The sequence below is a fragment of the Mycobacterium sp. NGS50 genome (assembly GCF_059812545.1).
Genome location: NZ_JCALCW010000050.1, coordinates 1 through 26,211, shown reverse-complemented (window position 1 = coordinate 26,211; position 26,211 = coordinate 1). Strand labels below are relative to the sequence as shown.

24 protein-coding genes are annotated in these 26,211 nt (G+C 67.8%); 7 read left to right on the top strand and 17 right to left on the bottom strand.

Features of this window, described 5'->3' with window-relative positions; genetic code table 11:
• Nucleotides 1-38: 38 nt before the first annotated feature.
• From AC5Y36_RS24155 to AC5Y36_RS24135, 5 genes are all read right to left on the bottom strand, one after another.
• Nucleotides 39-1,328, bottom strand: a complete 1,290-nt coding sequence (locus AC5Y36_RS24155) for an IS110 family RNA-guided transposase (protein ID WP_500043503.1) — start codon at nucleotides 1,326-1,328, stop codon at nucleotides 39-41.
• A gap of 318 nt (nucleotides 1,329-1,646) precedes the next feature.
• The gene (locus AC5Y36_RS24150) at nucleotides 1,647-2,693 is read right to left on the bottom strand and encodes an LLM class flavin-dependent oxidoreductase (RefSeq protein WP_500043502.1); all 1,047 of its coding nucleotides are present in this window, start codon (nucleotides 2,691-2,693) and stop codon (nucleotides 1,647-1,649) included.
• Entirely contained in the window at nucleotides 2,693-3,202 is a 510-nt protein-coding gene (locus AC5Y36_RS24145; RefSeq protein ID WP_500043501.1) for an SRPBCC family protein, read from the bottom strand. The genes AC5Y36_RS24150 and AC5Y36_RS24145 overlap by 1 nt, the downstream gene beginning before the upstream one ends.
• 120 nt (nucleotides 3,203-3,322) lie before the next feature.
• Nucleotides 3,323-4,426, bottom strand: a complete 1,104-nt coding sequence (locus AC5Y36_RS24140; RefSeq protein ID WP_500043500.1) for a fatty acid desaturase family protein — start codon at nucleotides 4,424-4,426, stop codon at nucleotides 3,323-3,325.
• A 28-nt stretch (nucleotides 4,427-4,454) separates the two neighbouring features.
• Nucleotides 4,455-5,525, bottom strand: coding sequence for a flavin reductase family protein (locus AC5Y36_RS24135; protein WP_500043499.1), 1,071 nt, complete (start codon nucleotides 5,523-5,525; stop codon nucleotides 4,455-4,457).
• A gap of 69 nt (nucleotides 5,526-5,594) precedes the next feature.
• On the opposite strand from AC5Y36_RS24135, the gene AC5Y36_RS24130 reads away from it, so the two are divergent.
• Nucleotides 5,595-6,281, top strand: coding sequence for a TetR family transcriptional regulator (locus AC5Y36_RS24130; protein ID WP_500043498.1), 687 nt, complete (start codon nucleotides 5,595-5,597; stop codon nucleotides 6,279-6,281).
• 3 nt (nucleotides 6,282-6,284) lie between these two features.
• Nucleotides 6,285-7,352, top strand: coding sequence for a glycoside hydrolase family 183 protein (locus AC5Y36_RS24125; protein ID WP_500043497.1), 1,068 nt, complete (start codon nucleotides 6,285-6,287; stop codon nucleotides 7,350-7,352).
• On the opposite strand, the gene AC5Y36_RS24120 is transcribed toward AC5Y36_RS24125, so the two are convergent.
• From AC5Y36_RS24120 to AC5Y36_RS24105, 4 genes are read right to left on the bottom strand one after another with little or no spacing between them, the layout of a single operon-like run.
• Nucleotides 7,342-7,830 (bottom strand): nuclear transport factor 2 family protein, encoded by a 489-nt coding sequence (locus tag AC5Y36_RS24120; protein WP_500043496.1) that lies wholly within the window; start codon nucleotides 7,828-7,830, stop codon nucleotides 7,342-7,344. The genes AC5Y36_RS24125 and AC5Y36_RS24120 overlap by 11 nt on opposite strands.
• Nucleotides 7,827-8,693 carry a TIGR03619 family F420-dependent LLM class oxidoreductase gene (locus AC5Y36_RS24115; protein ID WP_500043495.1) on the bottom strand — a complete coding sequence of 289 codons (867 nt, stop codon included), beginning with the start codon at nucleotides 8,691-8,693 and terminating at the stop codon, nucleotides 7,827-7,829. The genes AC5Y36_RS24120 and AC5Y36_RS24115 overlap by 4 nt, the downstream gene beginning before the upstream one ends.
• A 2-nt stretch (nucleotides 8,694-8,695) precedes the next feature.
• Nucleotides 8,696-9,490: an SDR family NAD(P)-dependent oxidoreductase gene (locus tag AC5Y36_RS24110; protein WP_500043494.1), complete on the bottom strand. Its 795-nt coding sequence runs from the start codon at nucleotides 9,488-9,490 to the stop codon at nucleotides 8,696-8,698.
• Nucleotides 9,487-10,092, bottom strand: coding sequence for a GNAT family N-acetyltransferase (locus tag AC5Y36_RS24105; protein ID WP_500043493.1), 606 nt, complete (start codon nucleotides 10,090-10,092; stop codon nucleotides 9,487-9,489). The genes AC5Y36_RS24110 and AC5Y36_RS24105 overlap by 4 nt, the downstream gene beginning before the upstream one ends.
• A gap of 229 nt (nucleotides 10,093-10,321) precedes the next feature.
• Here AC5Y36_RS24105 and AC5Y36_RS24100 point away from each other — a divergent pair, with 229 nt between their 5' ends.
• A complete protein-coding gene (locus tag AC5Y36_RS24100; protein ID WP_500043492.1) occupies nucleotides 10,322-10,834 on the top strand; it encodes a hypothetical protein in 513 nt (170 codons plus the stop codon).
• Here AC5Y36_RS24100 and AC5Y36_RS24095 read toward each other — a convergent pair.
• From AC5Y36_RS24095 to AC5Y36_RS24085, 3 genes are all read right to left on the bottom strand, one after another.
• Complete coding sequence (locus AC5Y36_RS24095) at nucleotides 10,822-11,643, bottom strand: class I SAM-dependent methyltransferase (RefSeq protein ID WP_500043491.1); 822 nt, start codon at nucleotides 11,641-11,643, stop codon at nucleotides 10,822-10,824. The genes AC5Y36_RS24100 and AC5Y36_RS24095 overlap by 13 nt on opposite strands.
• A gap of 62 nt (nucleotides 11,644-11,705) precedes the next feature.
• Nucleotides 11,706-12,635 carry a ketopantoate reductase family protein gene (locus tag AC5Y36_RS24090; protein ID WP_500043490.1) on the bottom strand — a complete coding sequence of 310 codons (930 nt, stop codon included), beginning with the start codon at nucleotides 12,633-12,635 and terminating at the stop codon, nucleotides 11,706-11,708.
• Complete coding sequence (locus AC5Y36_RS24085) at nucleotides 12,632-13,804, bottom strand: enolase C-terminal domain-like protein (protein ID WP_500043489.1); 1,173 nt, start codon at nucleotides 13,802-13,804, stop codon at nucleotides 12,632-12,634. Before AC5Y36_RS24085 ends, AC5Y36_RS24090 begins: the two co-directional genes overlap by 4 nt.
• Nucleotides 13,805-13,958: 154 nt before the next feature.
• Between AC5Y36_RS24085 and AC5Y36_RS24080 the strand changes: the two genes are divergently transcribed.
• Nucleotides 13,959-14,609, top strand: coding sequence for an aquaporin (locus AC5Y36_RS24080; protein WP_500043488.1), 651 nt, complete (start codon nucleotides 13,959-13,961; stop codon nucleotides 14,607-14,609).
• Nucleotides 14,610-14,725: 116 nt separating this feature from the next.
• On the opposite strand, the gene AC5Y36_RS24075 is transcribed toward AC5Y36_RS24080, so the two are convergent.
• From AC5Y36_RS24075 to AC5Y36_RS24065, 3 genes are all read right to left on the bottom strand, one after another.
• Complete coding sequence (locus tag AC5Y36_RS24075) at nucleotides 14,726-15,277, bottom strand: MTB12 C-terminal domain-containing protein (RefSeq protein WP_500043487.1); 552 nt, start codon at nucleotides 15,275-15,277, stop codon at nucleotides 14,726-14,728.
• A 127-nt stretch (nucleotides 15,278-15,404) separates the two neighbouring features.
• Nucleotides 15,405-16,607 carry an esterase family protein gene (locus AC5Y36_RS24070; RefSeq protein WP_500043505.1) on the bottom strand — a complete coding sequence of 401 codons (1,203 nt, stop codon included), beginning with the start codon at nucleotides 16,605-16,607 and terminating at the stop codon, nucleotides 15,405-15,407.
• A 218-nt stretch (nucleotides 16,608-16,825) separates the two neighbouring features.
• The gene (locus AC5Y36_RS24065) at nucleotides 16,826-17,629 is read right to left on the bottom strand and encodes an Rv1352/Rv1906c domain-containing protein (protein WP_500043486.1); all 804 of its coding nucleotides are present in this window, start codon (nucleotides 17,627-17,629) and stop codon (nucleotides 16,826-16,828) included.
• Between the two features lie 129 nt (nucleotides 17,630-17,758).
• Between AC5Y36_RS24065 and AC5Y36_RS24060 the strand changes: the two genes are divergently transcribed.
• The 3 genes from AC5Y36_RS24060 (at nucleotide 17,759) to car (ending at nucleotide 24,559) form a co-directional block, all read left to right on the top strand.
• On the top strand, nucleotides 17,759-18,601 hold the full coding sequence (locus AC5Y36_RS24060; RefSeq protein WP_500043485.1) for a rhomboid family intramembrane serine protease: 843 nt from the start codon (nucleotides 17,759-17,761) through the stop codon (nucleotides 18,599-18,601).
• 288 nt (nucleotides 18,602-18,889) lie between these two features.
• Nucleotides 18,890-20,836: an SGNH/GDSL hydrolase family protein gene (locus AC5Y36_RS24055; protein WP_500043504.1), complete on the top strand. Its 1,947-nt coding sequence runs from the start codon at nucleotides 18,890-18,892 to the stop codon at nucleotides 20,834-20,836.
• A 216-nt stretch (nucleotides 20,837-21,052) separates the two neighbouring features.
• Nucleotides 21,053-24,559: a carboxylic acid reductase gene (gene car / locus AC5Y36_RS24050; protein ID WP_500043484.1), complete on the top strand. Its 3,507-nt coding sequence runs from the start codon at nucleotides 21,053-21,055 to the stop codon at nucleotides 24,557-24,559.
• 70 nt (nucleotides 24,560-24,629) lie between these two features.
• On the opposite strand, the gene AC5Y36_RS24045 is transcribed toward car, so the two are convergent.
• The gene (locus AC5Y36_RS24045) at nucleotides 24,630-25,763 is read right to left on the bottom strand and encodes an epoxide hydrolase family protein (RefSeq protein ID WP_500043483.1); all 1,134 of its coding nucleotides are present in this window, start codon (nucleotides 25,761-25,763) and stop codon (nucleotides 24,630-24,632) included.
• Between the two features lie 13 nt (nucleotides 25,764-25,776).
• The gene (locus tag AC5Y36_RS24040; RefSeq protein WP_500043482.1) at nucleotides 25,777-26,157 is read right to left on the bottom strand and encodes a DUF1304 domain-containing protein; all 381 of its coding nucleotides are present in this window, start codon (nucleotides 26,155-26,157) and stop codon (nucleotides 25,777-25,779) included.
• Nucleotides 26,158-26,211: the final 54 nt, after the last annotated feature.

Below are 26,211 nucleotides of genomic sequence, written 5' to 3'. Positions count from 1 at the left end.
GCGGTGACCCCAAGCTGGTGAGCGGTTGCATCCCGGTGTTATGCGGCGTCGGTGAGTGGTTCGAGGGTGACTTTGTAGCCGAGTCCCTCGAGTTGTTTGATGGCCTTGGTTTTGGTTTTCCCCGGGTTGTGTCGGGTGTAGTAGTCGGGGCCGGGATCTTGGTAGAAAGCACCGTTGACCAACATGTGGTAGGTGTCAGTGAGCATCTTGTGTTCCAAAGCGACCAGGGCGATCTGGCTTGCCGGTGAGCTGCGTCGGACTTTGCCGTTCCTGCGTTTGTGCAGGGCACGGTGACTGCCGGCGATGCGCCCGAAGCGGGCGCTGTAGTAGGTGCCCTTGGTGCGGGCCGCCGACAGGGCAGCGATACCGAGGGAACCCTTGAGATGACGGTTGCCGGGGCGAATCGCCGCCGATTTGATCCGGCCCGCCGACTCATTGGAGCCTGGCACCACCCCGGCCCACGACGCCAGATGTGCGGCGCTGCCGAACACGCTCATATCGGCGCCGGTCTCGGCGATGAACACATCGGCCACGATCTGTGACCAGCCCGGGATGCTCATCAGCAGCTCCCGGACGGCGCGAAAGGGCGCAATCGCCGCCTCGATGCGCTCATCGAGGCGGACGATATCGGCGTTGTGGGCATCGATGCGATCCAGGTACAACCGCACCATAAATGCGTGATGGTCGTTGAACCGGCCCCGCATCGCCTCAGTGAGCTGCGGGATCTTGTCCCGGAGCCGTTGTTTGGCCAGATCAGCCAGCGTCGCGGGATCGCGCTGACCAGCGATGAGCGCTTCAAGCATCGCCCGCCCCGAGACGCCGACAATGTCGGAGGCCACCGCCGAAAGTTTGATCCCAGAGTCTTCGAGCAGCTTCTCCAGCCGCTGGATCTCCTTGGTGCGTTCGCGGGTAATCACCGTGCGCGCCCGGGTCAGATCCCGCAACACCCGAATCGGCTCCGGCGGCACGAACGACGCGCGCACCAGCCCGTGAGCCCCCAGATCGGCCAGCCACATCGCATCAGAAACATCGGTCTTACGCCCAGGCACATTACGCACCGCATGGGCGTTGACCAGCATCACGTTCAGCCCATCGTCGAGTAAGTAATAGAACGGCTTCCAATAATCCGACGTCGACTCGATCACCACACAGCTCACCTGCTCAGCGATCAGATGCTCCCGCAACGCCAGGATCTCACCCGTGGTCGACCCCCACGTGGTCACCGTCGTCTTGGTGCCGCGCCGACCCCCGCCCTGAACCCGCACACACGCCTTGACGTCCTTCTTGGAAACATCAAGACCCGCGCACCGGGAATGAATCACCTCCATGATCAGTCACCCCTTCACTCGGAACTGTTGTTATCCAGCGTGTTCCGGGGAGAGCGGAAACAAAACAGGAGTCTCTCTCGCGTGCTCACAGGCAACAACCCACCGCCCCCGCACAACCACAGGGGTGCCCTCCAGCCACCAAGCTGCTCGGCGTGCTCACCAGCAACACAGACGCAACGGGGTCAACCGAAACACCCCTCAAGCGTCGACCCCACCGACCCGCGACGCAACCACCTCACCAAGCCGAACATCACGGCCTAATTTTCATCCTCCACCACGGGGCGAAGCCCCTCCGGTAGCTGCTCGCCGAGGTTGCGGCTACCCGCTGACCTCGCGGACCAACTCGATGGCCCGGCCCAGCGTGTCCAGCCGCGCCGCGAGCGTGTCGCCGGCCGGATACAGCCGTACGGTGTCCACCCCGGCGTCGCGCCACACCGCCAACCGCGTGCGGACCATCTCCTCGGTGCCGATCAGGGTGGTGGCCAACACCATCTCGTCGCTCACCAACGCGGTGGCCCCGTCGCGGTCACCACGTTGCCAGCGCTCCCGTATCTCGGCGGCGACGTCGACCCAGCCCTGACGGCTGTAGGCCCGGTTGTAGTAGTTGGTGTTGACCGAACCCATGCCGCCCAGGCTGAACGCCAGCTCCTTCTTGCGGCCGGCGACCATCGCCGTCAGCGACTCCGGGTCCGGCGCGAACGCGACCTCGGCGCCCTGACAGATGTCGAGATCGGCCCGGCTGCGACCGGAGCGGGCCAGCCCGTCATCCAGGTGCGCGAAGTAGGCGTGCACCGCACCTTCCGGGACGAAGCTGGTGCCCAGCCAGCCGTCGGCGACCTCGCCGGTCAACCGCAGCATCGACTCCGACAATGCCGCCAGGTAGATGGGGATCCGGTATTCGGGCCGGGTGGACAACCGCATAGGGACGCCTTCCCCACCGGGGCGGGGCAGCTGGTATGCGGTGCCGGAGTAGGAGATCTTCTCCCCGGAGATCGCCAGCCGGACGATGTCGATGGTCTCCTTGACCCGGGTCCGCGGCCGGTCGAAGGCGACGCCGTGCAGCCCCTCGATCACCTGCGGGCCGGACGCCCCCAGCCCGAGTAGGAACCTGCCCTCCGACAGATTCGACAGCGTGATCGCGGTCTGCGCCACCGCGACCGGTGACCGGACACCGACCTGCATGACGCCCGAGCCCAGCAGCATGGTCTCGGTGCGACTCGCCAGGTAGCCCAGCGCCGACGGCGCATCCGCGCCCCACGCCTCGGCGACCCAGCACATGTCCAAGCCGAGCCGCTCGGCCTCGACCACGAAGTCGACCACCTCGCGGACGTCGCTGGAGGCCTCGACGGTGGTCGCGGTCCGCATCAGTGCGCCTCGGCCAGCTTCTTGATCCCCGCCAGCGTCGCGTTCAGCGCCGCCTCGAACTCTCGCAGCCGCACGAAGACGATCTTCTGTTCGCGGTCGGGCATCGCCTCGATGGCCTGCGACAGGCCGGATCGGCCGGGGCCCAGCTGCGCCCGGTAGCTCAGCGTGGTGCCGCCCTCGCCGGGCGCGAGGCGGAAGCGCCAGGTGGCCGCGGGATCGTCGGGATCACCGACCGCCCACGCGAATTCCTGCGGCTGCGAGCAGGCGATGATGTGCGACCGGGTGGACCACTCGCCCAGCGCGTCATGACGGTTGTGGCCGACGAAGACGGCGCCGACCTTGGGTTGGTCGGCGCCATCTGTCCATTCGACAGCCTGCAGTTCGGTGCTCAGCTCCGGCATCAGCGAGATGTCGGAGACCAGCTGCCACACCCGATCCGGTTCGGCCTCGATCCAGGTCGACCGTTCGACATGGGGGCTGTCCGCGTAGCGTGCGCCGGTCCATTCCACCCGCCCATTGTGCCGCGAGGCGATCACCCAGCGCCCGCGAGCGGCAATTTCACGACGCGTCTCCCGCGTGTCGCGTCGTGAAATTGCCGCTCGGCAGGTTTCCGACCGGGGTCGGAGAGATCACGCGGCGACCAGCTCCGGGCTGGGCTCACTGACCGGCTGCTTGCGGCCCGGCAGCGCCAGCCTGCAGATCTTGCGGACCACGGTGGCGAACTGCTTGTAGAGCGGTCCGCTGTTGTAGGGCACGCCGTAGCGCTCGCAGATCTCCCGCACCTCCGGCGCGATCTCCGGGTAGCGGTGCGCGGGCATGTCGGGGAACAGGTGGTGTTCGATCTGGTGCGACAGGTTGCCCGACATCAGGTGGAACAGCTTGCCGCCGGTCAGGTTCGCCGACCCGAGGATCTGCCGGAAGTACCAGCCGCCACGGGTCTCGTCCTTGGTCTCCTCGATGCTGAATTCCTGGGTGCCGTCCGGGAAGTGTCCGCAGAAGATGATGGTGTACGACCACACGTTGCGGATCAGGTTGGCGGTCAGGTTCCCGGCGAAGGTGAACGGCGCGAACGGCCCGGACAGCAGCGGGAAGGCGACATAGTCCTTCAGCGTCTGCCGGCGAACCTTCTGCCACGTCTCCAGCAGCATCTCTTTCTTGTCGCGGAAACCGATCTCGCCGGCCCGGATGCGCTCGGTCTCCAACTCGTGCACCGCCACGCCGTACTGGAACAGCACCATCAGCAGGAAGGCGTAGACCGGGTTACCCAGGAAGTAAGGCTCCCACGGCTGGTCCTCGCTCATCCGCAGGATGCCGTAGCCGACATCGCGGTCCATGCCGAGGATGTTGGTGTAGGTGTGGTGCATGTAGTTGTGCGAGTGTCGCCACTGATCTGATGGGCAGGCGCTGTCCCACTCGAACGTGCGCCCGTTGATCGACGGGTCACGCATCCAGTCGTACTGGCCGTGCATCACGTTGTGGCCGATCTCCATGTTGTCCAGGATCTTCGCCGCGCCGAGCATGGCGGTGCCCGCCAGCCAGGCCGGCGGCAGCACCCCGGCCCACAGCAGGGCGCGTCCACCGACCTCCAGGCCGCGCTGCAGCTTGATGACCTTGCGGATGTAGTCGGCGTCACGCTCGCCCAGGTCGGACATGACGCGCTGCTTGATGGCGTCGAGCTCGCGGCCGAAGTCTTCGATCTGTGCGGGGGTCAGGGTGACCTTCTGTGCAGACATGAGCTTCTCCTTGATGATTCGGGGTTGTCTAGAGGGCGATTTCGACGTCGCCGACTGGGACGGACACGCAGATCTGGATGTCCTCGTCGTCGCCGGTCGACACCGCGCCGGTGGCCAGGTTCATCACCGTGCCGCAGGTCTTGCGGCGGGTGCAGGTGTGGCAGATCCCCATCCGGCAGCCGGATTCGGGGTTCAGGCCGGCGTCTTCGGCCTGCTCCAGCAGCGACCGGCCGTCGTCGGTGACGTCGACGCTGCTATCGGAGAAGCTGACCCGGCCCCCGGACACTTCGGTGGGCCGAACAAACTCCGGCGGGGTGAAGCTTTCGGAATACACCTGGCCGCAGTGCTTCCGCACCGCCTCGGCCAGCGCTGTCGGCCCGCAGACGTAGACCGCATCCGGGTCGGGCAGCGCGGCGTCGACGTGACCGGAGTCGAAGTGCCCACTCAGGTCGGTGCCGTCCAGTGAACGGGTGTATCCGTGAAGCACCCGCACGCCGGGCATCGCGGCGAGCTCGGCCCGGTAGCAGGCCTCGGCCTGGTTACGGGTGTAGTGGATGACGGCCACCTCGCCCCGGTGTCCCTCGGCCTGCAGGGTGCGCAGCATCGCCATGATCGGCGTGATGCCGCTGCCACCGGCGACGAACAGGATGCGCCGCGGCCGGGCGGCGGGCAGCACGAAGTCTCCGACCGCGCCGTCGACGCCGACGACCATTCCGACCCGGGCCCGCTGGTACAGGAAGTTCGACACCAGTCCGCCGTCGTGGCAGCCCACAGTCAGTTCCAGAAGCCCGCTGCCCTCGGCGTTGGCCGGTGAATAGCACCGGGTGTGCCGACGACCGTCGATCTCCACATGGACGTTGACGTGCTGACCGGCCTGCAACGTGTTGCCGGCGACGAAGGCCGCGTTGGGCTCCAGCGTGAGGGTGACGCTGCGTACGGACCGGCGCACGGCCACGATCCGGGCACGCGCCTCCCCCGCAAGCGTCGGGTCCAGAAGCTCGGTGTAGCGGTCGACACCGTGCGGCCCGGTAAGGAGGTCGACCAGGCCGGAGCCGAGCATCCGCCGGCTCACGGGACGAGACAAGATTTGAGTGAACATGTGTACACTGTGCAATCAGGAACCGCAGGTCGTCAAGGATTTCTTTCGCGCTGTGGTAGGGTTCACACAGTGAACAGTCGTACGCCTAGTTCACGTCCGCAGCGTTCGACGCACCGACCCAGCCGCGGGCGCACCCGGGACAGCCAGTCCCGGGAGGAACGCAAGGAAGCCACCCGGCGCGCCATCATCGCCGCCGCCCTCAAGTTGGTCTCCGATCGCAGCTTCAGCGCGCTCAGCCTGCGCGAGGTCACCCGCGAGGTCGGCATCGTGCCGGCCGGGTTCTACCGCCACTTCGAATCGATGGAGGCCCTCGGCCTGGCGCTGATCGACGAGTCGTTCCGCGCACTGCGCGACATGCTGCGCGAAGCCCGCGCCGGCAAGTTTGACCCCACCCGGGTGATCGAGTCCTCGGTGGAGATCCTGGTCGCCAGCGTCGACCAGCAACGCGAGCACTGGCAGTTCATCGGGCGGGAACGTTCCGGCGGCGTGTCGGTGCTGCGCTACGCCATCCGTACCGAGATCCGGTTGATCACGTCGGAGCTGGCGACCGACCTCGCCCGCTTTCCGGGCCTGAATGCCTGGAGCACCGAGGATCTCAACGTCCTGGCGACACTGTTCGTCAACTCGATGATCGCCACCGCCGAGGCGATCGAGGACGTGCAGAGCCCCGCCGCACTGGCCGACATCAAACGCGTTGCCGTCAAACAGCTCCGGATGATCACGATCGGTATCGGCGGCTGGCGCAGCAGCCCCTAGCCGATGAGGAAACGCCACAAGCTCGGCGATATCACCGGAGCCGGCATCACCGACCGCTGGGGAGTGACGGCCACCGACCTGGGCGCCACGGTCCTGGCCCCCAACGGAAAGCTGGTCTCGGTGTTCGGTGACACCTTCTCCGGTGGCCGGGTCGGCGACGGTGACTGGCGTTCCCCGGTCGCCTTGATCGGAACCGGCGACGCCGACAACCTGATCCGCTACGAACGCGCCGCCGGCCGCGATCCGGACTATGCGCATCAGCTGTGGCCCTACCACCATGACCACGCCTCGACCGGCTGGCGCAAGAGCGGTATCAGCACCGTGATCCCGTCCGATCTGCTGCGCGTCGATGACGCCCTCTACCTGCATGCGATCGTCAACCGCGGGTTCGGCAACGTGGTCTGGACCGAGATCTGGACGTCGCTAGACAGCGGTGTCTCCTGGCAGCATCTGGGGGCCACGGCGAAGTTCCCCGGCACTTTGCACAACGGCTACGTGCAGTGCTGGTCGTGGGACTACGACCCCGACGACGGCTGGGTATACGTGGTATCGACGGGATTCCAGCGTGACAAAGGCATCATCTTGCGTCGGGTGCGCCCCGACGACATCGGCAACCGGCGTCGGTACACCGGCTGGGGTCGAGCCAAGGGCCGATGGGGTTGGGGCCACGAACCGACACCGATCACCCCCGCCGGTGAGACGTGGGGAGAACTGTCACTACGTCGTGTGCAACCGGGTCTATGGATCCTGGGCGGCTTCCTCTCCTCGGAATACGCGTTGGGTTACCGCACGCTGTCCTCCCCCACCACCGGGCTGCACGACGCGCCGCTGCAGCTGCCGATCACCGGGTGCGCGTGGGACGCCGAAGACCATGCCCACAGCCGCGTCGCCCAGCTCTACGGCGGCTACCTGTTGCCCGGTTCCCGCCCGGACGTCGCGGGCGGGGTGGGAATTGTGGTGTCCCAGTGGAACACCGACGCCGGGTGGCCGTATCGGGCGATGCAGTTTCGGGCGACGCTGCGTGATACCACCCGGCCGGCGCGCGAGCCGAGGGATCCAGTCAATCTGTAAACCGGCCCTGGGCCCCGCTGGACAGCAGGTCACGCGCGGTGCTCCCGCCGTCGAGCAGGTGCGTCGTTCGCGCCGCGATCTGCCAGCGACCGTCGATGCGGGCCAACCGGAAATGGTTGGCGGCCGCCCGCGCAGCGGCGTACCCGTCGTCGCGCCGCACGAACAGCACCGATTCGCACACCGCGACCGCGTCGTCGCCGTCCACGGTGACGGCCGCCGGGCCCAGGAAATGTGCGCTGCCGCGCCCGATCAATCCTTGGTGCGCATCGGATTCCACCATCGCCCGTACCTCGTCGCGGCCGTGCATGCGCCGGCCTTCGACGTGGTAACGGCCGTCGCGCGTCCACAGCTGCGCGGTCGCCTCGGCCTCACCGGAGTCCACCAACGGTCCGTAGCGGGCGATCAACTGCGCGATCGCCTGCTGGTCTTCGAGCAGTTGCAGCCGACGCTCAAGCGCGTCGAGTCGATCCTGTGTCATGGCGCCGTTCCTTCCACGCGGTCGGCCAGCTCACGCAGCCGACTCAGCTGATCGCAGTAGTGCGCGGCGGAATCCGCGGCGACCACCACGGTGGCAACCGTCGCACCGGCGGTGCGCAATCGGCGCAGTCGATCGAGGGTGCCGGCCTCATCACCGGGGTCGACCGCGCGTCCGGTGGACAACACCACCTCGAAACCCGGTGGCGGCGCGACCTCGGACAGCATTCCGGACATCTCGTCGTCGCGCAGCCCGAACGGCATCCACCCGTCGCCCAGCGCCACCGCACGCCGCAGCGACCGGCGGGTACGCCCACCCACCCAGATCGGCACCCGCGGCTGGGTCGCGCACGGCTCCACCAGCAGCGGTCCGTAGTCGTAGTAGGCGCCCCGGTACTGCGGCCGCGGCGTGGACAGCGAGGCCCGTAACGCGCGCAGCGCGTCATCGGCGCGACCCCCGCGGTCCTCGAAATCCGCTCCGAGCAGCTCGAATTCGTCGCGCAGCGATCCGACGCCGACCCCGAGCACCACCCGTCCCCCGCTGAGGCGATCCAGCGTGCCATATCGTTTGGCGATCTCCAGCGGATGGTGATAGCCCAGCACCAGCACCGAGGTGGCCAGCCGGATACGTGAGGTGCGCGCAGCCAGGAAACTCAAGGTGCTCAACGGATCCCAGTAGGTCCCGCCGCGCTGACCGGTTTCGTCGATCGGGATCGCAACGTGCTCGGCGCAGGTCAGGTACTCGTAGCCGAGTTGATCGGCATGCTGGGCGACGCGGGCGATGTCGTCGATGTCCGCGTCGCGTTCCCACGCCGATGCCGCGCCGGGCACCTGCATGACCACGGGAGTGGACAACCCGAGCCGCACGGTCAATCGCCGATCAGCCGCTGCATGAACCGGTGGGTGCCCAACACGACCTTCGCCCGGTCGGGATCGTTGCGCAGCGCCACGTCTTCGGCATTACCGCCGGCCACATAGACCGGACCGTGCGGCAATTGTTCGAGACCTTCGCGGGCCACGTCGCGGGGCTCGGCGACCCGTAACCCCGGCACGTCGAAGTTGAGTCCGACCCGTTCCATCGCCGGTGTCCTGGTGACACCGAGAACCAGTTCGAGGACGTGCACGCCTGACTCACGCAGCTCCAGCCACAGACTTTCGGCGAAGATCCGGCCGAACGCCTTCACCCCGCCGTACACGCTGTGCCGCACCGATCCCAGGTAACCCGCCATGGACCCGACCAGCAGGATGCCGCCCCGGTGGCGCTGCCGCATCGGGCGACCGAAGTGCTGCACCAGCGCGAGTTGCACCCCCACGTTGAGCGCCAGCACCCGCTGGAAGTCGCCCAGCTCGCCGTCCAGAAACTCCTCGCTACACGTGTTGGCGCCGGCGTTGTAGATCAACAGTCCGACCTCGAGACCCTCGGTGACCTCGGCGATCCGCTCCACCGCATCCGGCTCGACCAAATCGACCGCCAGCGTGCGCACCTGCACGCCGTGGCTGCGGCATGCGCCCGCGGTGGCGGCCAGCGGGCCGGGCTTGCGGGCCAGCAGCACCAGGTTGAATCCGGCGGCGGCCAGCAGGGCGGCGAATTCGGCGCCGACTCCCTCCGACCCACCGGCGATCACCGCCCACGGCCCGTAGTCGGCCGGATCGACCGGACTCATCGCGGATTCCGCCACATCTTCCACAGCGTCGGGCCACCGTCGGGCACCACGAGCTCACCGGTGACCGCGAATCCGAAACGTTCGTAGTAGGGAACATTGGCCGCTTTGCTCGACTCGAGATAGGCCGGAGCGTGTTCGGCGTCGCAGCGCTGCAGACCCGAATGCATCAGTGCCTGCCCGAATCCCTGGCCGCGGACCGCGGTGTCGCTGCCGATTACCGCGAGGTACCAGTGCGGTTCCTCGGGGTGCTCGCGTTTCATCAATTCGGTCAGCGTGCGTCCGGCCAGCGCCCGGGTCCCCAGGGCGCGGATGATCGCCGGCTTCATCGCCCATTGGTTGCGACCGGATTGCTGCCAGCCGCCGGGCGGGTCCCACAGCGCCGCCGCGCCGATGGTCGCGCCGTCGCACGCCACCTGCACGCCGCCGCCGCCAAGGTGGTGGTGGCGGGTCAGGGCCGCGAACATCCTGGGCTGGCCGGCGGCACGGGCTTTGTCGTCCGGCTGCAACCACGTCGAGACGGGGTCGTCGTAGAACGCTCGGCCCAGCACGGCCGAGAGCGGACGGATATCGGCTTTCGTCGCAGGTCGCACCGCGATGGTCACCCTGTCAGGCTAGAGCGCGCCGCGCCGCCGAGGATACCGGGCCTGGGGCATTGGCAGGTTGTCCCGTCGCCGCGGGGCCGGTATGTTGGCACCCATCGTTAACACACTGTTCGCCGATGTCTCCGAATTTCAAGTGCCGGTGGATGATTCATATCCTTACCTGGTACTTTCGATCCGAGTTTGCGACGGCACCTATCAGGACCACAACTTTGTCCGGAACTACGGATGGATGCGCGCGGCGCTGGACAGCGGCCGGTTGACGTTCGGCATCGTGTACACCTATGTACGCCCGAACTGGCAGGCAAACGCCAACACGGTGCGCTCGATGATCGACGCGAACGGCGGCCTGCATCCGCGCGTCGCCTTGATGCTCGACGTCGAATCCGGTGGTAATCCGGGCGGCGACGGATCGGGGTGGATCAATTCCCTGTATTGGAACCTCGCCGATTGGTGCGGCAACCCGGCCCGGATCATCGGCTACGGGAATGTGTGGGATCTCAACACCATGTGGCGCACCAAACCCGACGGGCTGCGCCTGATCGTCGCCGGGTACGGCAGCAATCCGCCCTACCCGGGCAAGGTCGCCCACCAGTACACCGACGGTCAGGGTTACGGCGGGGGGCTGCCCGAGGGTTGTCCGCCGTTCGGGCGGTGCGACATGGATTCCGCCGACGGCCTGTCCGCCGACCAGTTCGCCGCCGCCTGCGGCATCGCGGCGGACAGCGCGGCTCAGAAGGCGTAGCGGTGGTATTGCGCCATATTCGCCATCGCCGGCACCAGCGACATCACTTTGCCCAGCGCCCGGTAGGCGCGCGGGATGCGCTCGAAGGTGTCCGATTCGAACCATCGGACCCAGTCCAGTAGCCGGGTGCCCGGCACGGCCGTCAGGATGTCGTCGGGCCCGTTGATCGCCCAGTGCAGCTTGGCCCCGGAGCGTCGCACCACCGCGTTGGACCACTGCGTTTTGATGCCCAGCGAGTTGAACGCGTCGAACTGCAACTCACCGCTGGGACAGTGCTCAACCACCCGGCGCAGCAACGCGACGCCGTCCTGCTCGGTGAGGTACATCGTCAGGCCTTCACCGATCATCAGTGCGGGGCGGTCCGCGGGGATGTCGGCGAACCACGCCGGGTCGGTGACCGACGCCGCCACCACGTGATAGTGCTCCCGCTCGGGGAACAGTTGTCGACGCAGGTCGGTGACGGCGGGATAGTCGATGTCGTACCAGTCGATTCCAGGGCCCGGCTCCAGCCGGAAGAACCGGCTGTCCAGCCCGCAACCCACGTGTAGCACCACCGCCTCGGGGTGGGCCGACAGGAACCGGCGGGCCCAGCCGTCGAAGTGCGCCGAGCGTGTCGTCACCGACGGCGACCGGCCCGCGGTGATGGTGGTCTTACTCCAGTCGTAGTCGATGCGGTCGACCACCTGCTTGGCGTAGTCGTCACCCAGGATCGGTTCGGCGAAATCGGCGTCCAGCGCTTTGGCGTACAGCGTCGCGAGCATGGTCTGCGGGGCTCCGCTCAGATCCACCTGCACCTTGTCATCGGTCATGTCATCCGAGGCTAGTCGCGCAACCGTTTAGCCGCAGCGCTGAACGCGGCTCGGCGTGGTGTTCAGCCGTCGGCCGGTTCCCACTGTCGTTCAACGGCTTTGATCAGCGCGGTCAGCGTGGCGTTTACCGGTGTGGGGGTACCTACACGTGCACCCTGACGCTCCACCGCCCCGTTGATGACGTCGATTTCGCTCACTCGATGCGCATCGTGATCCAGCAGCGCCGACGGTTTCGCGTTCGGCATCTGGGCGCCGAACGCGCGGACGTGGGCAACCGGGTCCTGCACAGCGATAGCGACACCGGATGCGCGGGCCACCGCCCAGGCCTCGGTTGCCGCGGCGCGGCTGACCGGTCCCATGTCGGGGTCGTCGAGCACCTGCCCCACCGTCATACCGGTCAACGCACAGGGCGCACTGTAGGCGACGTTGCAGATCAGCTTCTCCCACTGCATCGCCGCGATGTCGGCGACCGCGGCCGCATCGAATCCCGCCTCGGCCCAGACCCGCGCGATGGTCTCGACCTCCGCAAATGGCAACGATGCGTAGGGGCCGAAGCGCACCGCACGCATCGCGTTGTGGTGCACACGACCCGGCGCGGGGCGCGAAGCCCCGAATCCGCTGGCGATGCCGACGGCGACGCGTTGTTCACCGACGATCTCGGCGACCGCGTCGGCCGATCCCAACCCGTTCTGGATGGTCAACACCGGTGTGGCCCGGCCCAGCAGCGGCAGCGCCGCCGCGGCCCCCGCAGCGGCATCGGCGGCCTTGACCGCCAGCACCACCAGGTCCATCGGCTCTGTGGGTGCGGCGGTGGCCGCACGCATGGCCACGACTTGGTCCTGATCGGGCCGGCTGATCCGCAGCCCGTGTGCGGCGATCTGCTCGACGTGCTCACGGCTTCGGTCGACGGCGAGCACATCGTTTCCCGCCGCCGCCAGTTTGGCCGCGTAGATCGAGCCCATGGCGCCGCACCCGACTACCGCGATCTTCATCGGTTCTCCCCAGCTAGTTCGGCGATCACCGCGGCCAGCTCGGGTTTTTCCTCCAGCCCGAAACCCGGTGCGTCGGTGGGTGCGATGGTGCCGTCGACTAGCGCGCACCCCTCGGAGTAGCCCCCGAACGGCGCAAATACCCCCGGGTAGGACTCGCAGCCGCCCAGGCCCAGCCCGACCGCGATGTGCAGGTTGATCAGGTGTCCGCCGTGCGGGAACGCCTGGCGACGATCGAATCCGTCCGACTCGAGGACGTCGAGCATGCGGGCGTATTCGGTCAGCCCGTAGCTGAGTCCGGCGTCCATCTGAAAGATGTCCCGGCCGGGGCGCATGCCGCCGTAGCGGATCAGGTTAATCACGTCGCGCACCGAGAACAGGTTCTCGCCGGTAGCGACCGTGCCGTGGTAGCCGCCGATCACCTGCCGGTTCAGCTCGAAATCGAGTGGATCGCCGGGCTCTTCGTACCAGCGCAGGTCGTATTGGGCCAGCCGCTGCGCCCACTGACCGGCCGCCACCGTGTCGAAGCGGCCGTTCGCGTCGACCGCCACCCGTGCCCCGCCGCCGATCACGTCGATCACCGCCTCGATACGGTCCAGGTCCTCGCGTATCGACGCGCCACCGATCTTCATCTTGATCGCGTCATATCCCCGGTCCAGGTAGCTGCGCATCTCGACGCGCAGCCGATCCAGCCCGTCGCCGGGGTAGTAGTACCCGCCCGCGGCGTACACCGGCACCGCCGTCGTGCTGCCCTCACAGCCGAAGTGGCGGGCGATGGTGCGGTAGGCCGGCTCGTCGGCGAGTTTGGCGTTCAGGTCCCAGCATGCGAGTTCCAGCGCGGCCGCCGCGGCCGCCCGATCGCCGTGCCCGCCGGGCTTTTCGTCGGCGATCGCACGCTGCAGCACCCGGGCCGGGTCGATAGCACCCGCGTCGTCCAGCAACGACTCCGGCTCTGCGTTCAGCAGCCGAGGGATCATCCGGTCGCGCAGGATGCCGGTTTGCGCGAACCGTCCGATGGAGTTGAACGCGATACCGGTGACCGGTTTGCCGTCCCGCATCCGGTCGGTGACCACGGCGACCAATGAGACCGTGTGTTGAGAGAAATCGACTAAGGCGTTGGCGATTTCGCCGCGCAACCGCACCGGCATCTCGATGATCCGGGTGATCCGCACCGCTGTCGCTCCTCCTCGTGATCGTTACGTGCCTGTGCCCAGCGCTTTGCCGCGATGACGTGTTGCCAAATTACCGTCTTAGGGATCCGAGCGGTATGGCCGGATCCGTCAGCAGTCCAGCCCACGGTGCGGCCACTGAGGGAAGGGTGTGGCCATGGACGTCCGCAAGTACCTGACCGAATTCATCGGCACGTTTCTGTTCGTGTTCGCCATTCTGGGCATCGTCGGATCCGGCGCCAAAACGGTGCCGACGGCGCTCGGCATCGGCTCGGCCCTGATGGTGGCGGTGTACGCCAGCGGCCACATCTCCGGCGGGCACGTCAACCCGGCGGTGTCGATCGCCGCTTGGCTGCGCGGCGCGCTGCCGGTACGAGATCTGTTGCCCTACATCGTGGCTCAACTCCTGGGTGCCGCCGCCGCGTACGGGGCGGGATTCGGGTTGTGGCACAACGCGTACGGACAGAGCGGCCTCGATCTGACCGGAAACGTGTGGCCGGCGTTCCTCGCCGAGGCGGTGTTCACCTTTGCGCTGTGCTACGTGGTGCTGCAGACCGCCACCAGCAAAGACATTGACGGCAACAGCTTCTACGGCCTGGCAATCGGTTTCATCGTGACGGTGGGTGTGTTCGCGGTGGGCGCCATTTCCGGTGCATCCTTCAATCCCGCGGTGACGCTGGGCCTGATGCTCGGCGGCTTCTTCTGCTGGAAGTTCCTCTGGGTGTACCTGGCGGCGCAGGTCGTGGGAGCCGTCGTCGCGGCCCTGGCCTACAAGGCCGTCGTTTCCGAGACGACCGACGCCGACTGACATCGACTGCCGCCGCTCCCGCGCTTACCCGGCCGGGCCAACGAAACCGCTGATGCGCAGCCATCGACGGCGTTCATCGAAATATCGGTCGACGCAATGTGACTAGTTGGCCGTCATTAGTCGCCCAGCCGTCCAAGGCAATACACCGGGAACTTTGGAAACCTGCACACGTAGCGGTCCGCGTTGTACCAGAACGCGTCCAGCGCGTGGATTGCGGTGTCGTGGGTGATCAGCCAGCGCCCGCCCTGATCGATCAGCACCATTGGTTCGGGGGCGCTGCGTTGATGAAACGTTCCCACGGAGGTAACGGTGGCTCCGGCCAGATTGTCGGGTGCGGGCTGAATGTCGGTCACCACGAAGTTGAGAGGCAGCAATCCGTCCCCGTTCATCCGGTTCAGATGATCGTCGATTGCCTGGGCTTCCTCGGGGGTGAAGCCGGGGCTGACGATGTCGGTCTTGTTCGCGGCGGGAACGCTCGGGTCGGTCAGCGCGGCCATCTGTGTGGCCACCGCATCAGGGGTCGGGACGGGTCCGGTGCAGGGGGGTTGCCCAAAGTCCCCGCAGTCTGCATAGGCCGGTGTGGCGGTCACGACCATTGCGGGTGCGGCGGACAGCGCCGCCGTCATCGTCGCGATACCGCAGAAGGCGCGCCGGATCACCGAGCTCATAGCTGCGACCTTAAGGTTGCTAACTGCTCGACAACTGAAAGTCACCTGCGCGAATTACTGAGTGCCCTGGGCCGATCGACGCCGTCGGTTTCGATCCGAAGTGTCGCGGCTGCGCGGTGAAACCTGGCTACCGCCCCGGGTACGCAGCGGCGCCCGGGACCGGGGCGAGAACCAGGCCGGGTGTGGCGCCCGGAACGGCAGCGGGCGCCGGGGCAACACCAGGGGCGGCGGCCGCGCCGGGGACACCGGCAGCACCTGGCGCGGCAGCACCCGGCGCGGCAGCACCCGGCGCGGCAGCACCCGGAACCGGCGCTGCGACGGGCGCAGGCGCGGCAATCGGAGCAGGAGCAGCCGGCGCCGGTGCCGCGGGAGCGGCTGGGGCCGCCGCCGGCGGAGCAGGCGCAGGCGGAGGCGGAGGCGGAGGCGCGGCAGCCTGGCTGAGCACCCGCAGAATGTCGGGCTTCATCGCCTGCAGTTGCGCGCCCCAGTAACCCCAGCTGTGCGTGCCGTTAGGCGGGAAGTTGAAGACCCCGTTGTGGCCACCGGAGGCGAGGTACTTCTGCTGGAACTCCTTGTTGGTCTTGATCGTAATGTTCTCCAGCACCTGGGCGCTGTACTGCGTACCGAAGTCGCCGGGAACGTCGAGATCCGACACCGAGCCGTTGCCGCAGTACACCCAGATCGCGGTGTTGTTGGCCACCAGGCGAGAGATGTTGACCATCGGATCGTTGCGGCGCCACGCCGGGTCGTTCGCGGTCCCCCACATATCCGTCGCGTTGAAGCCGCCGGCGTCTTTCATCGCGAAACCGATCATGGTGGGCCACAGGCCCTGTGACGGATTGAGGAATCCGGACAACGAACTGGCGAAGATGAACTGCGCGGGATGCCAGATGGCCAGGTTCAACGCCGCGCCGCCGGCCATGGAAAGACCCACCACGGCATTGCCGACCGCGGAGATGGTCCGATTCGATGCGAGCCAGGCCGGGAGCTCCTGGGTCAGAAACGTCTCCCACTTGTAGGTTTGGCATCCGGCGCTACCGCAGGCCGGCTTGTACCAGTCGGCGTAGAAGCTGGACTGCCCGCCCACCGGCATGATGACCGAGATCCCCGACTGGTAGAACCACTCGAACGCCGCCGTGTTGATGTCCCAACCGCTGTTGTCGTCCTGCGCGCGTAGGCCGTCCAACAGATACAGCGCCTGCGGCCCGCCGCCCTGGAACTCGACCTTGATGGAACGGCCCATTGCCGCCGACGGCACTTCGAGGTACTCGACGGGTAGGCCGCTGCGCGAAAACGCCGCTGCCTGCGGCGCGGCGCCCGCCGCGCACATCAGACCGGGAATCAACAACGCAGCAAGAGCACCGACCGACAGGCGGGACACCCATCCCCGCGTCAACTTCTCAACGACTGTTTCCCACACCGGTCGTTCTCCAATGTCTTGTCGGTCGTGTCACCGCAAGCTAGCAGTCGGAGGATGGCGGCCATTGCGGCCACGCGGGTCGTAATCGCCTTGTTATCAGCGTGATCCGATTGTGACGGAAGGCGAGATCAGGGATTGTCGGCGGGCGGCTGAATCAAGCCCCCCGGTCCGAAGAGGCCCGGAATCATCGGGAAGCCCGGCGGCAGAGCCGGGACGCCGGCCGGTTGCCCGGTCTCGCAATTGGGCGGACAGCTGGTTGGCTGCCACGGCTGACAGTCGCTGGTCTTGAAAACGGTGTCGGTGGCCTCGATCTGCACCACCTGCGGCTTCTTGGTCATCGCGTTGTCGACGATCTTGTCTCCGCTGACGCGCTTCCAGTAACACACTCCGCCGCCGACCGGGCCCGCCGAACTGTAGGTTCCCGGCATGATGTCGGTACCCACCCGGTAGGTCCCGTCGGTCTCGATCGTCCCGGCCGGTCCGACCGACGGTGCGGGCGCCGGCGTCCCCGCGGGAGCCGGAGGTCCAGCCGGAGCCGGAGCACCAGCGGGAGCCGGAGCGCCAGCGGGAGCCGGAGCACCCGCGGGCGCCGGAACCGCACCCGGAGCGCCGGCAGGAGCAGGGGCCGGAGCGCCAGGGGGTGCGGGAGCACCGGCCGGAGCAGGCACGTCACCCGGAGCCGGACCCACGATCGGGCCGGTCGGTGCGCCCGGCTCGGCTTCGCCACCCGCCGCGGGGTCGGGCTCGGGTGCCGGACCCAGGCCCAGACCGGAAAGCCAGTCGAAAATGGACGGTGCGGGCGGCGGCGCCGGCGGTGCGGGCGCCGGGGGAGGCGGCACCGGAGTGGGATCAGCGACGGCGACACCGCCGACGGCCCACCAGCCCGCCAGCATCAGCGCCGCGGCGGCAGTAGCTGCACGTTTGGATCCCATGGAAACCCAGAGTAGCCGCAAGCCCGAACACCGGCGAGGCCGCAATCGCTGGTCGGCGCGGGTGAGGCGGGCCCCTAGACTGTGCGCCGAGTAGTGCGAATCGGCCAGCGGATCAGCAAAGGCAGCGGGATGACCTCGTCAAACACACCGGACGCCCTCTGCTGCTACCGCCACCCCACCCGTCCCACCTATGTCCGCTGCACCCGCTGCGACCGGCCCATTTGTCCGGACTGCATGCACAGTGCCGCGGTCGGGCATCAGTGCGAGGAGTGCGTGCGCGAGGGCAACCGGACCGTGCGTCAGCCGACCCTGCGATTCGGCGGCCGGCCGGTGTCCGGACCACCGATCATCACCTACACGCTGATCGCGCTCAACGTCGTCGCCTTCGTGCTGGTCACGGCATCGCCAGAGATCCAGCGCGCCCTGATGCTATGGGCACCGGCCGTTGCCGACGGGCAGCTGTACCGGCTGCTGACCTCGGCGTTCCTGCATTACGGATTGGTGCATCTGCTGGTCAACATGTGGGCGTTGTACGTCGTCGGCCCACCGTTGGAGACGCAGCTCGGCCGACTGCGATTCGCCGGCCTCTACCTGCTCAGCGCGCTGGGCGGTTCGGTGCTGGCCTACCTGTTCGCACCGATCGCGGCTGCCACGGCGGGCGCGTCGGGCGCGGTGTTCGGTCTATTCGGCGCCACCTTCGTGGTGGCCAAACGGCTGAACCTGGACGTGCGGTGGGTCGTCGGGCTCATCGCGGCCAACCTGCTGCTCACCTTCGTGATTCCGAACATCAGCTGGCAGGCGCACCTGGGTGGTCTCGTCGTCGGCGCACTGATCGCCGCGGTCTACGTCTACGCCCCATCGGGACGGCGGGATCTGATCCAAGCGGGCGCGACGGTGGCGGTGCTGGCGGTGTTCGCGGGGTTGATCTGGTGGCGTACGACGGAGCTGCTCGGGATCCTCGCGCTGAGATAGACCGCGTGCCAGCTGTTTTGCCGCGTGCCTCCCCGAAATACACGCTGACCGCACCTAAGCTTTGCGCTGTCCGGAGCAGGCTGGGCAGGAAGGAAGCGACGCATCGGCAGCGGCAGTGCACCCGGCGCTACGGCCCGGGGCACCTCACAAGGGAATACGGGAGCGGCTCGCGCCTACCCCGGGTCAGTGCACCCGGACCCTGGGCGGCGCTGGGTAACCGCGCGCACCCGACGCCCCAACCTTTCCCGAGGTGACGATGTCGCCCGCCGCGGACGTCGGCGTCCCGGCATTCACGCACTCGACGGACTACGTGGAATTGCCGTCGCCCTGGTGCTGGCCGATCACGGCGGCATCCCCGGCGTTGCCGGCGGGTTCATCGGCGTCGATTTGTTCTTCGTCCTCAGCGGATTTCTGATCACGTCGCTGCTGCTGGACGAACTCGGCCGCACCGGACGCATCGACCTGGCCGGTTTCTGGATCCGCCGCGGCCGGCGGCTGCTGCCGGCTCTGGTGCTGATGGTGCTGACCGTCGCCCTGGCACGCCAGCTGTTCCCCTCCGGTGCGGTTGCCGGTCTGCGCGACGACGCCGTCGCCGCGTTCTGCTGGGTGGCCAACTGGCGTTTCGTTTTCTCCAAGGCCGACTACTTCACCCAGGGCGGGACACCCTCGCCGCTGCAGCACGCCTGGTCGCTCGGCGTCGAAGAGCAGTACTACCTGGGCTGGCCGCTGCTGCTGATGCTGGTGGCGGTGGCAGGGGCGCTGTGGGCGCGACACCGCGGTAGCCCGGCCACCCTGCGCGGAGTCCGGCGCGGCGTGTTCGCGGTGGCCACGCTGGGTGTGGTGGGCTCGGCGGTCATCGCGATCAGGCTGGCCTCCGACGCCAACCGGGACCGCGTCTACTTCGGCACCGACGCCCGCGCACAGGCCTTGCTGATCGGAGCCGCCGCCGCGGCGCTGGTGGTGCGGGACTGGTCGGCATTGATGGCCGGGTGGCCGGTGATCCGGTCGCGGTGGGCGCAGTGGTCGGCACGGCTGCTGCCGCCGGTTGGGCTGGTAGCGCTGGCGGCGCTGGCCCACTACGCCAGCGGCAGCGCTGCCGAATTTCGGCATGGCCTGCTGACCGTGGTTGCGGCGGCCGCCGTTTTGGTGATCGCCCCGGTCGCGCTGCATCAGGACGGGCTGGTGGCCCGCGCGCTCGCCTGGCGCCCGCTGGTGGCACTGGGCGTCATCTCCTACGGCGTGTACCTGTGGCACTGGCCGATCTTTCTGCTGCTCAACGGCGAACGCACCGGGACTTCGGGGTGGCGGCTGTTCGTGATCCGCTGCGCTGCCACCGTGCTGGTGGCGGCGGTGTCCTGGTGGATTCTCGAGGAACCGATCCGGCGTTGGCGACCGGCGGTGGTCCCGCTGCTGCCGCTGTGGGGGGCCATCGTCGCCACCGCGGTCGCGGTGACCGTGCTCGTCGTTCCGGTACGCACCGGTGTCGCCGCAACCCCCGGCCTGCCGCCCGGTGTGTCCTCGGCCGTGGCGGTGTCGCCGTCGCCGCCGATCGTGCAGCGCCCGGCCCGCAAGCGCGACCCGCACCGCCCGCGGACAGTGTCGGTGTTCGGCGACTCGATCGCCTGGACGCTGATGCACTACCTGCCGCCGACCCCCGGTTACGACTTCGTCGACCACACCATCATCGGCTGCAGCATCGTGCGCGCCGGTCCGTACAAGTACTCCGGGGAGACACTGGAACAGAAATCCGAGTGCGACGGGTGGCCGGCGCGGTGGGCCAAGCAGGTCGCCACCGACCAGCCCGACGTCGCGCTGCTCATGATCGGCCGCTGGGAGACCGTGGACCGCGTGAACGAAGGCCGCTGGACCCACATCGGCGACCCGACCTTCGACGCCTATCTGATCAGCGAGCTGCGGCGCGCGCTGGACGTGCTCGGCTCAACCGGCGCACGCGTGGCCGTCACGACGGTGCCCTATAGCCGGTACGGGGAAAAACCGGACGGCACCCCGTTCCCCGAGGACGACCCGCACCGCGTCGACCAGTGGAACGCGCTGCTGCGCCGGCTCGTCGGGCACTACCCCAACATCACCGTGCTCGACCTGAACAAGAAGCTCTGCCCCGACGGCGTCTACACCCCCAAGGTCGACGGCATCAAGGTGCGCAGCGACGGCGTTCACCTCACCGAGGAGGGTTCGGCCTGGTTGGCGACGTGGCTGGAGCAATCCCTGCGCTAGAGCCCGCCTGCCCGCCTGCCCGCCTTCCCGCCGAGTGTGCGGATTACTACGCAAACTGCGAGTGCAGCCGTATTGATCCGCACAGTCGGTGCGGGTGCGGGAAATCACAGCGCGCGCCCCTTCCGGGAATTAAGTTAGTTTTGCTAACGTAGTTCTTGTTGAGCGCAGCGTAGCGCAGATCCAACTTCCCCATTTGCCCTGTTTAGAGGTCCGCTTATGTCCGTTGAAAACGATGTGCGGCTCGAGCGCCGCATCGCCGATTTATCCGCCACTGACCCGCAGTTCGCCGCCTCGCGGCCCCGCCCGGAGGTCGCCGCAGCGACCGAAGTACCGGGCCTGAGCCTGCCGCAGGTCATCCAGACCGTGCTGGACGGCTACGCCGACCGACCGGCGCTCGGCCAGCGCGCCGTCGAGTTCGTCACCGACCCGGCCACCGGGCGCACGTCGGCGCGGCTGCTGCACAAGTTCGACACCATCACCTACCGGGAACTGTCCGACCGGGTCGGCGCCGTCGCCGCGGCCTGGTCCGGCGACTCGGTGCAACCCGGTGACCGGGTCGCGGTGCTGGGCTTCACCAGCGTCGACTACACGACGATCGACGTGGCGCTGGCAAAGCTCGGCGCGGTGTCCGTCCCGCTGCAGACCAGCGCATCGGTCTCCGGACTGCAGCCGATCGTCGACGAAACCGAACCGGTCGTGCTGGCCGCCAGCATCGACAATCTGACCGACGCCGTCGAACTCATCCTGGCGGGAAACCCGCCTGCCCGACTCGTGGTCTTCGACTACTACGACGCCGACGACAACCACCGCGAGGCCGTCGAGGCCGCCCGTGCCCAACTGGCCGGCACCGCGGTCGTCGTCGAGACGCTGGCGGCGGTGCTGCAGCGCGGCGCCACACTGCCCGCGGCCCCCGTCCCCACCACTGCAAACGACGCGCTGGCGTTGCTCATCTACACCTCCGGCAGCACCGGGGCACCCAAGGGTGCGATGTACCCGACAACCAACGTCGCGAAGATGTGGCGGCGCTCGGCCAAGACCTGGTTCGGGCCCAGCGCGGCGTCGATCACCCTGAACTTCATGCCGATGAGCCACGTGATGGGCCGCGGCATCCTGTTCGGCACGTTGGGCAACGGAGGCACCGCGTATTTCGCCGCCCGCAGCGACCTTTCGACACTGCTCGAGGATCTGACGCTGGTGCGGCCCACCGAGCTCAACTTCGTTCCCCGCATCTGGGAGATGCTCTACCAGGAGTTCCAGAGCGAAGTCGGCCGCCGGCTGGCTGACGGCGGTCAGACCGCCGAAGTCGAGGCGCAGGTGCTCGCCGAGCAGCGGGATAACCTGCTGGGCAACCGGTTCCACTTCGTGATGACGGGCTCGGCGCCGATCTCCCCCGAACTTCGGGCCTGGGTCGAGTCGCTGGTTCAACAGCATGTGCTGGACGGCTACGGCTCCACCGAGGCCGGGATGGTGCTCTTCGACGGCGAGATCCAGCGCCCACCGGTGCTCGACTACAAGCTGGTCGACGTGCCGGATCTGGGCTACTACGGCACCGACCAGCCCTATCCGCGTGGCGAGTTGCTGCTCAAGACGGAGAACCTGTTCCCGGGCTACTACAAGCGTCCGGAGACCACCGCCTCGGTGTTCGACGCCGACGGGTACTACCGCACCGGTGACGTGGTGGCCGAGGTCGGTCCCGACAAACTGGTCTACGTCGACCGGCGCAACAACGTGCTGAAGCTGGCCCAGGGCGAGTTCGTGACCGTCGCCAAGCTGGAGGCGGTGTTCGGCAACAGCCCGCTGGTGCGCCAGATCTACGTCTACGGGAACAGCGCCCACCCCTACCTGCTGGCGGTCATCGTACCGACCGAGGATGCCCTGGCCGAGTACGACGTGGCGGCGTTGAAGCCGCAGCTGGTCGCATCACTGCAGGAGGTGGCCAAGGAGGCCGGCCTACAGTCCTACGAGGTGCCACGCGACTTCCTGATCGAGACCACGCCGTTCAGCCTGGAGAATGGTCTGCTCACCGGTATCCGGAAACTGGCCTGGCCCAAGCTCAAAGCGCACTACGGCGAGCAGCTCGAGCAGCTGTACACCGACCTGGCGCAGGGGCAGGCCGACGAGCTGGCCGAGTTGCGCCGCGCCGGATCCGACGCGCCGGTGCTGGCCACCGTCAGTCGGGCGGCGGCAGCGCTGCTGGGTGCGGCCGCAGGTGACTTGGCGCCCGATGCGCACTTCACCGATCTGGGCGGCGACTCGCTGTCGGCGTTGACCTACGCGAACCTGTTGCACGAGATCTTCGGTGTCGACGTGCCGGTGGGTGTGATCGTCAGCCCGGCAACCGATCTGGCCGGGATCGCCGCCTACATCGAGGCCGAGCAGCTGGGTTCCAAGCGGCCCACGTTCGCTTCGGTGCACGGCCGCGACGCGGTCGAGGTGGCTGCCGCGGATCTGACGTTGGACAAGTTCCTGGACGCGGAGACGCTGGCCGCCGCACCGTCACTGCCTGCCCCGACGGCAGACGTGCGCACCGTGCTGTTGACCGGTGCCACCGGCTTTTTGGGCCGCTACCTGGCCCTGCAGTGGCTGGAGCAGTTGGAAAAGGTTGGCGGCACGCTGATCTGCCTGGTGCGGGCCAAGACCGATGCCGAAGCGCGGGCCCGGCTCGACGCGACCTTCGACAGCGGCGACCCGGCGCTACTGGCCCGCTACACCGAGCTGGCCGCCAAGCACCTGCAGGTGCTCGCCGGCGACAAGGGTGAGGCCAACCTGGGTCTGGACGCGGCCACCTGGCGGCGGCTGGCCGAGGACGTCGACGTGATCGTCGACCCGGCCGCGTTGGTCAACCATGTGCTGCCGTACAGCCAGCTGTTCGCCCCGAACGCACTCGGCACCGCCGAGCTGATCCGGATCGCGTTGACCTCCAAGATCAAGCCGTACACCTACGTGTCGACGATCGGGGTGGGTGACCAGATCACGCCCGGCAAGTTCGTCGAGGACACCGACGTGCGGGTGATGAGCCCGGTCCGGGCGATCAACGACGGCTACGCCAACGGCTACGGCAACAGCAAGTGGGCCGGCGAGGTGTTGCTGCGCGAGGCCAACGACCTGTGCGGTCTGCCGGTGGCGGTGTTCCGCTGCGACATGATCCTGGCCGACACCAGCTACGCCGGTCAGCTCAACCTGCCGGACATGTTCACCCGGATGATGCTCAGCCTGGTCGCCACCGGTATCGCGCCCGGTTCGTTCTACGAGCTCGACGCCGACGGCAACCGGCAACGCGCCCACTACGACGGGCTGCCGGTGGAGTTCATCGCCGACGCCATCACCGCACTGGGCGCGGCGGCCGGCGGCGGGTTCCACACCTACCACGTGATGAACCCGTACGACGACGGCTTGGGGATGGACGAGTTCGTCGACTGGCTCATCGAGGCCGGCTACCCGATCCAGCGCATCGCCGAGTACAGCGACTGGCTGCAACGGTTCGAGACGAGCCTGCGTGCGCTGCCGGACAAGCAACGGCAGGCGTCGCTGCTACCGCTGCTGCACAACTACCAGAAGCCGCAGCCGCCGATCCACGGGTCGATCGCACCGACCGACCGGTTCCGGGCCGCGGTGCAGGACGCCGGGGTCGGCGCTGCCGCCGGCAATCCGGACATCCCGCATGTCAGCGCCGCGGTGATCGTCAAGTACGCCACCGATCTGCAGCTGCTCGGGCTGCTGTAGCTCTCGCGCGAGCAGACGTAAATGTGCCCAATTCAGTGCTGAATTGGGCACATTTACGTCTGCTCGGCGGTCAGCGCACGGTGGCGAAGAATGCCCGCACGTCGTCGACGAACAACTCAGGTTGCTCGAACGCGGCGAAATGCCCGCCGCGCGGCATCGTGGTCCAGCGGGTGACGTTGTAGCCGGCTTCGCACCAGGTCCGCGGCGGGTGGGTGATCTCTTTCGGGAACGACGCGACCCCGGTGGGCAGCTCCACTCGGCCGCCCTGCCCGAAGGCCCCGGTGCTCTCCCAGTACAGTCGCGCCGAGGACGCTCCGCTGGCGGTTACCCAATACAGCATCACGTTGTCGAGCATTTCGTCGCGGGACAAGGCGTTCTCGGGATGGCCGTCGCAGTCGGTCCACGCCCAGAACTTCTCCACGATCCAGGCCAACTGGGCGACCGGCGAATCCACCAGTCCGTAGCCCAACGTCTGCGGCCGGGTGGACTGCTGCTTGGCGTATCCGGAACCCTCACTGCGGTAGTGCTTCATCGCAGCCACCGCCGCGCGGTCGGCGTCGGTCGGATTCGTCATCGCCTCCGCGGTGGGCATCGCGATCGGCATGTTGGTGTGAATGCCCACGCAGTGGCCGACATTGCGTCCGATCTGCGTGGTGACCGCCGCACCCCAGTCGCCGCCTTGCGCGCCGTAGCGCTCATAGCCCAGCCGCGTCATCAGTGTTTCCCAGGCCGCGGCGATCCGTTCGATGCCCCAGCCGGTGGCTTCGGGTTTGCCCGAGAAGCCGTAGCCGGGCAGCGACGGACATACCACGTGGAAGGCGTCCTCGGCGCGCCCACCGTGCGCGGTCGGGTCGGCCAGCTGGGCGATGACCTTGCTGAACTCGACGATCGATCCCGGCCAGCCGTGGGTGATGATCAGCGGGAACGCGTTCGGGTGCGGTGAGCGTTGATGCACGAAATGGATCGGCAGCCCGTCGATCTCGGTGACGAACTGGCTGAATCGGTTCAGGGCGGACTCCCGCGCCCGCCAGTCGTAGCCGGTGGCCCAGTAGTCCGCGAGTTCACGGGTGTAGGTCAGCGGAATGCCCTGACTCCAGTCGTCGACGCATTCACGTTCCGGCCAGCGGGTGGCGGCCAGCCGCCGCTGCAGGTCGGTGAGCACGTCGTCGGGAACGTCGATTCGAAACGGTCGTACCGCGGTCATCCGATTCCCTCCGTTATCGGCCGAGTGCCAGCAGGACGATGGCGATGGCGGGCAGCGTGCCCTGAATCGCGGCGGCCCGGGCCTTGTCGGGTGACGACGCCACCAGGACCACCGCGGCCGCCGCCATGGACCCGATCCCGGCGAAGATCAATGCGGCGCCAACGGCACAGTGGCCCAACACAACCGCTCCGATCCCCACGGCGGTCACGACGGCCAGGAACAGGTTGTAGAACCCCTGGTTGAAGGCCAGCGGTTTGGTGACCTCGGCCTCCTCCGCGGTGGTACCGAAGGCGGCGCGGGTGCGTGGCGCGGTCCAGCGCAGCGATTCCAGCACGAAGATGTAGACGTGCAACACCGCGGCAAGCGCGGCGAAGATCAAACCGGCTACGAGCATGGACACCAATGTAACCCGCGTCGCTGCGCTAGCCGGTACCGAGCGGCAACCTCA